We start from the raw sequence: 11,450 nt of genomic DNA, 5'->3' as shown, positions 1-11,450 counted from the left end.
TACCTCCACCCATGCCGCCCATACCTCCACCCATGCCGCCCATACCTCCACCCATCATTCCACCCATATTGGAGACACCTTGGGCGCGGCTCATGGCGTTCCCCATTCCACTCATGCCCATACCTTGAAGGCTGCTGCCGATGCTCATGGCACCGCCGAGGCCGCCGAGTGTTGCACCGAATAGGGTGGGGACGGTTGCGAGGAAGGCGAAAAGGAGGGCCACGGGGATGGCGCGGAGGCGGGACGTTTGGCTGGTTGTGGTGCGGGTGATCATAATGCCACTCTATTGGACGGTTAGCATCTGGGTTTGGTCACTATATTTCAAGTATTTCTTAACAAAGTTTCGGCATCGGGTCGCGGCCAAATGCTACGTAAACGTACTAGTTGGACGGGGTTTGTCAACCGATTTGGTAGTTTTTTTCACTTTTTTTTTGACCGTTTATTCGAGGCCTTGTTCTTCGCCGCGGGCGGTTTTGACTGCTTCGTTGTAGGCTTGGATGACGTTGGCTTCGTGAATGATGCCGGAAAGCCGCATATTTTCGGTGTTTTCGACGACGGGAATGCTGACGCCGACGAATTCTTCGATGATCTCGAAGCCGGTGTTGAGGTCGGTTTCTTCGGTGAGAATGTGCTCGGGCATTTGGGCGAGGTCGGCGGCGGTTTGGGTGCGGCGGGATTTTAGGGCGTCCCACGCGCTGGCGAGGGTGATGGCGCCGAGGAGTTTTTGGCTGGCATCGGTGACGTAAAGATCGGCTTCGGGATTGGCGCGCAGCGCTTTTTCGATGGCAGGCAAATCGGCTTCGGGGGCGATGGTGTGGAATTTGCTTTCCATCACTTCGCGAATGCGGCGGCGTTGGAGGATGAGTACTTCGCGTCCGGCATTAATGTCGATGCCGGCGGCTTGCACTTGGTGAAGGAAAAATGAGCGTGCGAAAAATTTGTTGGTGACGAGGTTACTGATCACCACGGCGACCATCACGGCGGTGGCGACGGAGTAGTTTTGGTTTAGCTCGAAGACAATCAGAATGGTTGCGATGGGCGCGCCGACGACGGAGCTAATGCACGCGCCCATTCCGGCGAGGGCAAAGATTTGGTAATAGCTGTGGTCTGTTGCCATAGCGATGGCGGCACCAACCATCGCGCCAATGCAAAGCGCGGGGCCGAACACGCCGCCGTGCATTCCGCACCCGAGGCAAAGGGCGGTGGCGGCTATTTTGAAGATGATTAAAAAGCACAGCAACTGCAGAATATATTCGCGGCCTTGATCCTGGATGACTTGGGAGGTGGTTTCCTCCACGAGCCCGAGGAGGTTGGGCAGCCAGATGGCGACGAGGCCGATGGCAAGTCCGGCGAGGGCCGGTCGCAGCCAAAGGGGGACTTTAGTTTTCTTGACCGCCTTGCCCATCGCTACGATGCCGCGCATATAAACGAGCGCAAAGAATGCTGCGATGAGTCCGACGATGGCGAAGAGTGGATATTGGCTGAGCGTGAGCTCGGCGGGGGCGGTGAGGTTTTGGAAGCCATCAAAGAATCGGCCGTTGTGGATGGCCACGGCGTTGCCGGCCACTGCGGCGATGGTGATGGGGGCGAAGGCGCGCAGCGAGTAATGGCCGATGATGGCTTCGTGCGTAAAAATGACGGCGGCGATGGGGGTGTTAAACGAAGTGGCAATGGCGCTGGCGATGCCGCATCCGAGGAAGGTGACGGTGTTGGTGCGGCCGAGCTTAAAGGCTTGGCCGAAGCCGGAGCCGAGTGTGGCGCCAAGGTGCACGGCGGGGCCATAGCGACCGACGGACGCGCCGAGGCCGATGGAGCTAATGCAAACGATGGCGGTGGAGATCCCTTCGCGGATGGGCATAATGCCATCGTTGTTGATGCGGGCAATGATGGCGTCGGCGGGCCCGTGACCGCGCGGGAGTTTGAAGGCAACATAGAGCAGCCCGATGAAAAGCCCGCCGACGATGAGGGCAACAAGGATGTGCCATTTGGGGACGTCGGTGAAGGAGCCCTGTTTGTAGCTAAACTGGATTTTGTGGTTGGGCTCGGGGCCGGGCAAATGTGCGGCAAGCTGGGTGGCATTGGCGTCGGCGGCGATGGGGATGAGGTGTTTGCCATCGAATCTCAGCTCGATGGGTTGGCCTTCAACCTCTACTTGCACTTGGTCGTTTTCAAATTTCCATTGGCCGGTGACGGGCGCTTGGCGTAACCCATCTCGCGTGGTGACGATTGTGCACTTGCCGGCGGTGGGCCACCGGGTTTGCTTGAGAGCGTCGAGGTTGTGCGTGTTGTTGCCGCGGAAATCGAGTGAGAGTTTGTTGCGGGCATCGAGTTTGTGCGTATAGCGGCCGCTGGGGGAATCGTTCCAATCAAAGTACACCCAATTGACCACATGATCGAAGGCTTTCATGAAGCCCAACGTGGCATAGGAAACGCCCGAGCCAATGACTACGGAAAGGACGAGCAACAGCAACAGATTGGTTCCGGCCTGATAAGGCGGCTTCTGCTTGCGGTCGAACAGTTTTTTAACAGCCCCCAGCATACTTTCGGCGCGCTGGGGTTATATATAAAACCGGTTAAAAATGCAATGACGGACTAGGCGTTCGCGGTGCCCAGCACGAGGTCGAACTGGCCTTGCAAGTAGGCGCCGTATTCGCCTTTTACTTTTTTGAGATCGACGATGAGCGGCGACTTGCTGGCCCACGGGTCGGCCGCGATATGTTTGTCGCCTTTGAAATAACATTGGGTGATCAGCCGCGCGTGGCCTTTGGCCTGCGCCATATAATGAACGTGCGCGGGCCGCGTCGCGCGACCAATCCCGTACGCGGCGGGCTTGATGGTTTCGTATTCGTAATAGCCTTGCTCGTCGGTGATGAGCCGGATGCGGTTCTTAAAATTATTGCGTGCGGGTTGGGTGCCGCCGCTGAAGCCGCGGGCATCGGCGAGCGTGGGGCGCGGATCGGTGCGTTTGGCGGTTTGGAAATCGTACACGCCTTTGTGGTCGGCTTGCCAAACATCGAGCACTACATTGGCGAGCGGTTCGCGGGTGCGATGGCTCCACACGCGGCCGCGCATCACGAGCAGTTCACCCGGCGCGAGCGGTGCGGTCACCTTGCCGCGATACGGCGCGCCGCCAGCCCAAAATGGGCCGAGGATGTCCGCGTGCGTGGCCTTCCATTTGCCTTCGGGCACGATGTCCTCGCCTTTGCCTTTGAGGAAATTGATGTAGCCGTGGCTGTCTTCGGTGGAAGGCGTGGCCTCCGCAAAGGAGGGAAGGGCAAGGGCGCCGAGGCCACTGAGGGCCAGAAAATCGCGGCGATTGCGTGGGGTGGAGTCATGTTTCATAATGTTAAATGACGCGGCGAGGCGCGGTTGGGTTACTTGAACCCTTTAAGTTGCCAACGCCGGCTTGGGGCAGTATACTCCGTTTCCTATGACCAAGCATCTTTTAATTTTAGGCGTGGCCTGTGTCGGTCTCTTAGTCGGTTTAGCCGGATGCGTTTCCCAAAACCCAGCGCCGCCCACCGATGTGCAAAACCACGGCGACGTGCCACCGGCTCCCGGCAGCACGGAGGTTTCGTCCGGGGAACTCAACGCCCCCGTGCAATAACCGGCCACCTATGGACGCCGTGCAAGAACGGCTGGCGCGCTGGACTGCGCCGGACCAAACGCACCCTCTCGCCAAACGCGAGGCCGACCTTGCCGCCTTAGTGGAGGGCGACAAAACCGCGTGGGAATCTTACGGCCAACACTACGAAGGCTGGACGATGGAAGATATGGAACGCCTTCTCGCCGGCGTGCGCGCGGTCCGCCGCGAGACGCTTTAAGACGCTTTAAGTTTTACTTGTGCCTTATTCCGATGATTTGGCGCGACCGGCAACGCGTCATCGAGGGATTTCAAAGCGTCCCGGCGTGCTCATCACGCCGGCCGAATACGCCGCGCGCCGCATACAATCGCACCTCGTTCAACTCGCCTGTGATGTGGGGTTGATTTCCATCTGCGTTGGCGCGACACTTTCGCCACCCAAATGATGAATCATTCCAGTGATCCCACATCCCGGCGCGCTTTCATTGGCGCTTCCGCTGCGTTGGCCGCCGCCGCGTTGCCGTTGCCGGTTTCTGCTGCCGCCAAAGATAAACCTGCCAAAGCCAAGGCACCCAAAGCGCGCACCAAGCTGGCGTTGGCCACTTATTCTTATTGGCATTTTACGGCTAAGAAATATCCCATCGAAAAGGTCATCGATCACGCCGCTGATTTAGGCGTGGAGGGCGTGGACGTTTTGCATATGCAAATGGCCGAGGAAAAACCGGCGTACTTGCGCAAGCTCAAGCGGCACGCATTTCTGAATGGCGTGGGCTTGGTGGGCTTGTCCATTCACCAAGGCTTTGTGAAACCCAAGGCGGCGGATCGCAAGAAAAATATCGAGCACACCATCCATTGCATGCAACTGGCGCACGAGCTGGGCATCCCGTGCATCCGGCTAAACACCGGACGCTGGCGCACGATTTCGTTTGATGAATTGATGGCCAATCGCGGCATCGAGCCGGTGCCGAAAGGGCACACGGAAGAAGAAGCTTTCAAGTGGTGCATCGATTCCATTCAGGAACTCATCCCCATCGCCGAGAAACTCGGCGTGCACATGGCGCTGGAAAATCACTGGGGCCTCGCGCGTACGCCCGAAGGGTTGCTGCGTATCGCCAAGGCGTTTGACAATTCGCCGTGGCTCGGCGTGCTGATGGACACCGGAAATTTTCTGGAAAATCCGTACAAGAAACTGGAGATGATCGCCAGCCGCACCACCTTCGTTCAGGCGAAAACCTATTACGGCGGCGGCGAGTGGTATTCATTGGATTTGGATTACCAACGCATCGCCAAAATTTTGGCCAAAGAAAACTATCGCGGCTACGTGTCCATCGAATTCGAGGGCAAAGAAAACCCGCAAACCGCCGTGCCCAAAAGCGTGGCGATGATGCGCAAAGCATTCGGGGCCTAACGATGCGCGCGTTCGCTGGCATTGCCGCCCTGCTGCTGGGCGCGGGTTGCGGACGGGATGCGCCGCCACCCGCCAGGCCCGGCACCCCTGACGACGGCGGCACCGTGCCCGCGACACAAGTGCAAAAACAGGCCGACGGTTTATTTTATCGCACTGACGAACTGCATCCCTTCACCGGTCGCACGGAGGCCGTGCATACCAATGGCACCCGGCGCGGGGCATTTGCATTTCGCGACGGTCGGCCCGATGGCCGTTGGCAGGAATGGCATTCCAATGGCAAACCGCGCCGTATTCTGAATTATACCGCAGGTAAACTGAACGGTGAGTTTGTGGAATGGCACGCTAACGGGCGGGTGAAACACCGTGCCTTTTTCGAGAGCGATCAACCCCACGGCAAGTGGGACGAATGGGACGCCACCGGGTTACATGCCGTGCAGCGGGTTTACCAAAACGGGCTGTTAGTGAGCGAGCAAATGCCGGTGAAGTTAATGCAGCGCGTGAATTTGATTACCCAACTGCGCACACGGTTCGATCGGACCATGTGGTCGCGCGAAATGGATGCCCAACGATTCCACGAAACCCTCGTTACCGCATGGGACGTCCTGCGCGCGGCCAAGGATAAATTTGCGGTGTTGGCAGAATTTCAATTCGGTTCGCTTGAGATCGGGCCGAACCAAAAAATGAATCCCACCGAATGGAAAGCATGGCTCAAAGCGCGCAGCGCGGAAGGATGGGAACTTCGTGGCACTCAATGGCGGCATGAACATTATGCCTTTAACAATAAAACAGCCGAATCAAAATACGCATTCACCGTGCGCGCGCGCAATGGGCAGTCGCGGGTGGTGCTGCGCGGGTTGCTGACGATTCAATGGACTGAAACACAAAACGCGCAGGAACAATTTTTACCCGGAACCATAACGGTGAGCGAACTGCAGCGTGACGAACACACAGGCGCGCGCGGGTTTGCAGAACAATCCGCACCGCAAGGCAGCGGACCGGTGTTAGTGCAGGATTTGAATCACGACGGATTGCCTGAAATAATTTTTCCCGCCAATAACTCCGTGCAATGGAATCGCGGCAGTTGGAAATTTAAAGCAGCCAAATTATGCGCGGTTTTTCCCGAGCCCTTGACGGCGGCAGTGTTGGCCGATTTCACCGGAGACGGCGTGGTGGATTTGCTGGGCGTGCCCGCACGCGATGGGCCGTGGCTTTGGGCCGGCACGGCGGAAACTGAATTTGAGCAGTTCGAAAAACCCACGCGAGCATTCATCGGCGAAGCCCAGTGGCACGGTGCCAGCGCGATTGCTGCGGGCGATGTGGATGGCGATGGCGATCTTGATCTTTGGATCACCACTTACAAGCCGCCCTTTGTCGACGGCCAGTTTCCGCTTCCCTATTTCGATGCCAACGACGGACACCCATCGCGCTTGCTGCTAAACAATGGTGCAGGGAAATTCACCGAAACCGCCGCGCCAAACCTGCGCAAACACCGCCGCACCCGCAGCGCCTCGTGGGTGGATCTCGATGGCGACGGCGATTTGGATTTGCTGAACGTGGCGGATTTCGGCGGGCTTGATCATTACGCCAATGACAGGCAGGGGGAATTCACGGACCTCAACGGCACGCTCGGTAAGGCCCGATACGCGTTTGGTCAGAGCCACGCGGTGGGCGATTTTAACGGCGATGGACGGCCCGATGTATTTATGGCCGGCGTGGATTCCGCAGCCGCGCGGCGTTTGTCTGGATTGCAGCTCGGCCATCAATCGTTGCCAGAATTTTTGGCCCGTCGGGTGGCAATGGGAAGTGGAAATCGTTTGTTTCTTGGCGGGGCGAAGGGGTTGGTTTTTAACGAAACGAAATCAAAAATACTCCAACGCACCGGTTGGGCGCACGGCGTGAGTGGTGCGGATTTTGATCTCGATGGGGATCGAGACCTGTTTGTGGCCACGGGTTTTTCCAGCCGTCGTACGGTGGAGGATTACGATAGCATTTTTTGGCGTCATGATATTTATACTCAAAACAATCAACCCGATGTTGCGTTGGCTGCGCATTTCAAAGGGGTGATGGGGCCGGTGCGCGCGAATCTTTCGTGGCACGGATTTCAGCCCAACGCGTTGTTGCTCAATGACGGCCAAGGCGGCTGGCGCGAGGCGGGTTTTTTGCTGGGCGCGGGAAGCCAGCGCGATGGCCGCAGCGTAGTGGCGGCGGATTTCGATGCGGATGGGCGGCCGGATTTATTAGTGACCGAACGCCATTGGGATTTCAAAACCGGATTGAATTTGCCCCACGTTCGGTTGTTGGCCAATCGTTTGAAACCCGAGGGCGGCTGGATTGGCGCGCATTTGCGGGGCGCACCGGGTCGGTCGCCGGTGGGCGCGGTGGTAACCGCGCGCGCGGGCAAAAAAATATGGCGGCACTGGGTGGTGACAGGCGATTCGTGGCGGGTGCAGCATCCGTTCACCGCCCATTTCGGGTTGGGCGATTTGACGGCGGTGGATTCGCTGGAGGTGCGTTGGCCGGACGGGCGGGTGACGCGTTTGACTAATCCGGCAGCGGGAAAATATCATCTATTGCCAGCCTCGAAGGCGGGGCTTGATAAACCCGGCAATGGACGGTAGACACGCCGGATGAAATCAACCTTTTCGATGTGTTCGATTTGTTTCCTGTTTGCACAGGCCGTCGCACTGCTTGCTGCCGACTCCACCAATACCCCGCCCAAGGGCGTACACACCGTCAAAGCCGGTGTGTTTGAGGTGGAGGTGAAACTGTCCGGAGCATTTGGCCCGGCGAAATCTTCAGCCATCAAGTTGCGACCCAAGGTGTGGGCGGATCTTACGGTGAAACGCGTGGTCGCTCACGGCGCGGAAGTGGGCGAGGGCGCGGCCTTGATTGAGTTTGAAACAGAAAAAATTGATCGTCGGATTACCGACAGCAAGCGAGCGCTGGAAACCGCGCGGGTGGATCTTGCATTGTCGCAAGCGGAACATCAGTTTGCCAGCAAGAGTGCCGACTTGGATCGAGTTTCCGCGCAGCTGGCCTTCAAGCGATTGGGAGAGGACTTAAAACATTTCCAAGAGTACATTAAAGAGTTTAACGTGAAATCGACGCACCAGAGTTACTCCACTTACTCAAACTCGCTCGCTTATGCGCAAGAGGAACTCAAGCAGCTCAAAAAAATGTACGAAGCGGATGACCTTACCGAGGAAACGGAGGAGATCATCATCACCCGCGCGCTTAACACTGTGAACCGCGCGCGCTTTTCGTTGGAACGCGCGGAGCTGACGCGCCTCGCCGCGCTTAAGTTTGGGTTGCCGCGTGAAATCGAAGATCGCGCCACCGCCCAAGTACGCGCTCAACTTGCGCAGGAACGTCTCAAGGAAACGTTCGAATCCTCCACCCAGCGCCGCCAGCTCTCCATCGAGCAAAAGCAGGTGGACTTCAACAAAGTTGTGGAATCTCACGCCAAACTTGAAGCCGACCGCCAATTGCTTGACGTGAAAGCCTCCGCCAATGGCGTGGTTTATTACGGCGAATTTGTGAACGGCTTGTGGACCGGCCGCAAACATCTCACCGCCAAACTGCGCGCCGGCGGCAATGTAATGCCCAACGAGATTTTTATGACCGTGGTGACCCCGCGCCCGCTCATCATCAGCGGTAGCGTGGCCGAAAAAGATTTGCGCCAGATTAATCTCGGCACCCGGGGCTGGGCCACGCCAACCGCCGCGCCCGAGCAGCGCATCCCCGTCACTGTCACCGCCATCAGCCGCGTGCCCACCGCGCCCGGCAAATTCGCGGTCACCCTTGCCGCCACCCTTGGTGCGAACCACGGCTACCTCGCTCCCGGCATGGGCTGCGCGGTGAATCTGGGCACCTATTCCAAGGCCGACGCCCTCACCGTGCCTTCCACCGCACTGCATTATGACGCGGATCAAAAGCCTTACGTGATCGGGGTGGACGGCGATTCCACAAAAAATATAACGGTGCAAATCGGTCGCACCAGCAATGGTCAAACCGAAATCACCAGCGGCCTCAAAGCCGGCGATCTAGTGAAGATCAATTAATTCCAACCGGAATCATTCGGAAAGGAATCTATGAACCGTTTGTCCAAGATCACCCTTGCCAGCCTCGTGGCTGCGATGGGTTTACCGGCGGCTAATCCCGTGCCCATACCGAAACTGCCCGACGCACAGCCCGTGCCGCGAGTGGATCTGGAAAAATCAATTGAGCGCGGCATTTATTTCCTGCTGGACCGGCAGAACAAAGACGGCTCGTGGGGTAGCCCGCGTAATACCAAGGGGCTCAATATTTATGCGCCCGGGTTTCAGAGCCATTATGCTTTTCGATTGGCGGTTACGTCACTTTGCATTTCCGCCATCATCGAAGCGGGCGGCGATACCCCGCAAGCCCGCGCGGCGTTGAAGGATTCGGAGGCTTATTTGCTGGAGCATCTGCCCAAGCTGCGCCGCGCCACGGCGGATGCGATGTACAACGTGTGGGCGCACGGCTACGGCCTGCAGGCATTGGTGCGTCTGCGCGCGCGGGCGGAGATTGAACCGGCGAAGATTAAAAAAATCGACGCACTCATCGCGCAACAGTTTGACCGGCTCGATGCCTACGAATCTGTTGATGGCGGCTGGGGCTATTACGATATGCGTCTGGGCACCAAGAAGCCCGCGAGCAGTTCCATTTCGTTCGTCAACGCCACGGTGCTCGTTGCGTTCCACGAGGCCAAAATGGCCGGTATTGAGCCGCCCAAAAAATTGGTGACCCGCGCACTGGCCGCACTCAAGCGGCAGCACTTGCCCGACGGCAGTTTTCTTTATGGCGAGTATTTAAAAAACTCACCGCGCCGCGGAATCAACCGCCCGGGCGGCAGCCTCGGCCGGTCGCAAGCGGGCAACATCGCGCTGCGTGTGTGGGGCGATCAACGCATCACCGACAAGGTGCTCGTTGATTGGCTCGACCGCCTTTACGCCCGCAATGAATGGCTCGGCATCGGCCGCAAACGCCCGCGCCCGCACGAGGCTTGGTTTCAGGTGGCCGGTTATTTTTATTATTACGGCCACTACTACGGCGCGCTGTGCCTCGATCACGTGCCCGCCGCCGAGCGCCCCCGGCTGCAAGATCATATGGCCACCATTATCATGAAACTGCAGGAAAAAGACGGCAGTTGGTGGGATTTTCCGTTTTACGATTACCACCAGCAATATGGCACGGCGATGGCGTTGATGACGTTGCAGCGATGCCTGAAAGCCCAGTCAGGCAAGCCAGCTAAGGCGCCGCCGGCCCCTAAAAAGTGAGCACGTAGGGTCGGGCTGTTAAGGGCGCAAATTGGATGTATCCAACTCAGGCGGAGCGACGTCCAATGGGGTGATGCGTGCAATTGGAGTTCTACTGATATTGAGCGCGGGCTTGTTGCCGGCACAAACGCGGCAAAATGGTGCGGGCGGGTTTCGTCAGCGGATGGATGCCAATGGCGACGGCAAATTTTCGCGCGCGGAATTTCCCGGGCCAAAAAATTTCTTCGACCAATTCGACAAAGACAAAAACGGATTCCTCACCCAACCCGAAATGGAAGCCATGCGCCGCGCACGAATGCAACAGGGCGGTCGACGTCCGGGGCAGGGCGGTGGTGGAGATGCGGCGCAGGAATTATTTCGCGGGCTCGATTCAAATGCGGATCAAAAAATTTCCGCCAAGGAATGGACGACCTTGCTGCAGGCGGCGGATTTCAACAAAGCCGACACCCAAGCCGACGGTCACGTGACGCTGGAAGAATGGGCACGGTTTTTCGGCCAAGGTCAACGGCCAATTGGTGGTGGCGGTGTCGGAGTGCAAGTGGGGTCGCTTGCTCCCAAGGTTTCCGCACAATTTATGGCGGGTGATCGCGTGCTGGATTTTTCAAAAATCAAGCGCCACACCGTCGTGGTGTTTGGATCTTACACGTGAGGCCCCTTTTCGCGTGAGGCCGGGCGCCTCCAAAAAGTTTACGAAACTTTTGGTAAACAAGCCGACTTCGTTTGGGTGTACATCCGCGAGGCTCATCCCACCGATTCCAGTCGCCCCGCGCGCCACGTGCAGATTGAGCAGCCCAAGACTTTTTTGGCCCGCAAGGAAGTGGCCACCGCCTGCTCAGCCGGTTTGAATCTTACCATTCCGCTGCTCGTGGATGACATCGACAATTCCGTGATGCGCGCTTTCGATGGGTTTCCGGATCGCTTGTACATCATCGGCCCCGATGCCCGCATTGCTTACCAAGGCGGGCGCGGCCCGCGCGGTTTCAGTGTCCCCGAAATGGAAGCGGCTTTGAAAAAACTCCTCGCTGCAAAGAATTAAGGGGTTCATCGCAGTCGCGGTGAACAAAAAAATGGTACGCGAGAGAGGACTCGAACCTCCACCCCTTGCGAGACCGGAACCTAAATCCGGCGCGTCTACCAATTCCGCCACTCGCGCGCGGGC

At 58.0% G+C, this 11,450-nt stretch carries 9 protein-coding genes, 1 tRNA gene and 1 pseudogene; 7 read left to right on the top strand and 4 right to left on the bottom strand.

Annotated features, from left to right (window positions below):
- The 3 genes from H8E27_10195 to H8E27_10185 all read right to left on the bottom strand — a co-directional run.
- On the bottom strand, window positions 1–274 hold a 274-nt coding region (locus H8E27_10195), incomplete at its 3' end, for a hypothetical protein (GenBank protein ID MBC8325982.1).
- Window positions 275–439: 165 nt separating this feature from the next.
- Entirely contained in the window at window positions 440–2,539 is a 2,100-nt protein-coding gene (locus H8E27_10190) for a chloride channel protein (protein ID MBC8325981.1), read from the bottom strand.
- 53 nt (window positions 2,540–2,592) lie between these two features.
- Window positions 2,593–3,342, bottom strand: a complete 750-nt coding sequence (locus H8E27_10185; protein MBC8325980.1) for a hypothetical protein — start codon at window positions 3,340–3,342, stop codon at window positions 2,593–2,595.
- Window positions 3,343–3,617: 275 nt separating this feature from the next.
- Between H8E27_10185 and H8E27_10180 the strand changes: the two genes are divergently transcribed.
- The 7 genes and pseudogenes from H8E27_10180 to H8E27_10150 all read left to right on the top strand — a co-directional run bounded on the left by H8E27_10180 (window position 3,618) and on the right by H8E27_10150 (window position 11,327).
- A complete protein-coding gene (locus H8E27_10180) occupies window positions 3,618–3,824 on the top strand; it encodes a hypothetical protein (protein ID MBC8325979.1) in 207 nt (68 codons plus the stop codon).
- 201 nt (window positions 3,825–4,025) lie between these two features.
- On the top strand, window positions 4,026–4,991 hold the full coding sequence (locus H8E27_10175) for a sugar phosphate isomerase/epimerase (protein ID MBC8325978.1): 966 nt from the start codon (window positions 4,026–4,028) through the stop codon (window positions 4,989–4,991).
- Window positions 4,992–4,993: 2 nt separating this feature from the next.
- Complete coding sequence (locus tag H8E27_10170; GenBank protein ID MBC8325977.1) at window positions 4,994–7,609, top strand: VCBS repeat-containing protein; 2,616 nt, start codon at window positions 4,994–4,996, stop codon at window positions 7,607–7,609.
- Window positions 7,610–7,618: 9 nt separating this feature from the next.
- Window positions 7,619–9,052, top strand: coding sequence for an HlyD family efflux transporter periplasmic adaptor subunit (locus H8E27_10165; protein MBC8325976.1), 1,434 nt, complete (start codon window positions 7,619–7,621; stop codon window positions 9,050–9,052).
- Window positions 9,053–9,082: 30 nt separating this feature from the next.
- On the top strand, window positions 9,083–10,291 hold the full coding sequence (locus tag H8E27_10160; GenBank protein MBC8325975.1) for a terpene cyclase/mutase family protein: 1,209 nt from the start codon (window positions 9,083–9,085) through the stop codon (window positions 10,289–10,291).
- Between the two features lie 73 nt (window positions 10,292–10,364).
- Window positions 10,365–10,940, top strand: a complete 576-nt coding sequence (locus tag H8E27_10155; GenBank protein MBC8325974.1) for a hypothetical protein — start codon at window positions 10,365–10,367, stop codon at window positions 10,938–10,940.
- Window positions 10,941–10,946: 6 nt separating this feature from the next.
- A pseudogene (locus H8E27_10150) lies at window positions 10,947–11,327 on the top strand (hypothetical protein).
- 32 nt (window positions 11,328–11,359) lie between these two features.
- Here the strand turns inward: H8E27_10150 and H8E27_10145 are convergent.
- Window positions 11,360–11,444, bottom strand: a tRNA-Leu gene (locus tag H8E27_10145).
- Window positions 11,445–11,450 lie beyond the last annotated feature (6 nt).

The organism is Limisphaerales bacterium (assembly GCA_014382585.1).
Classification (GTDB): domain Bacteria; phylum Verrucomicrobiota; class Verrucomicrobiia; order Limisphaerales; family UBA1100; genus JACNJL01.
Note: the sequence above shows the minus strand (reverse complement) of the source record. Positions and strands in the feature narration are given on the sequence as shown.

Bases quoted from the DNA above. Each gene is read 5' to 3' on its own strand.
- H8E27_10155 (MBC8325974.1), top strand. From the start codon at position 10,365: ATGCGTGCAATTGGAGTTCTACTGATATTGAGCGCGGGCTTGTTGCCG.
- H8E27_10170 (MBC8325977.1), top strand. From the start codon at position 4,994: ATGCGCGCGTTCGCTGGCATTGCCGCCCTGCTGCTGGGCGCGGGTTGC.
- H8E27_10160 (MBC8325975.1), top strand. From the start codon at position 9,083: ATGAACCGTTTGTCCAAGATCACCCTTGCCAGCCTCGTGGCTGCGATG.
- H8E27_10180 (MBC8325979.1), top strand. From the start codon at position 3,618: ATGGACGCCGTGCAAGAACGGCTGGCGCGCTGGACTGCGCCGGACCAA.
- H8E27_10175 (MBC8325978.1), top strand. From the start codon at position 4,026: ATGATGAATCATTCCAGTGATCCCACATCCCGGCGCGCTTTCATTGGC.
- H8E27_10190 (MBC8325981.1), bottom strand. From the start codon at position 2,539: ATGCTGGGGGCTGTTAAAAAACTGTTCGACCGCAAGCAGAAGCCGCCT.
- H8E27_10185 (MBC8325980.1), bottom strand. From the start codon at position 3,342: ATGAAACATGACTCCACCCCACGCAATCGCCGCGATTTTCTGGCCCTC.
- H8E27_10165 (MBC8325976.1), top strand. From the start codon at position 7,619: ATGAAATCAACCTTTTCGATGTGTTCGATTTGTTTCCTGTTTGCACAG.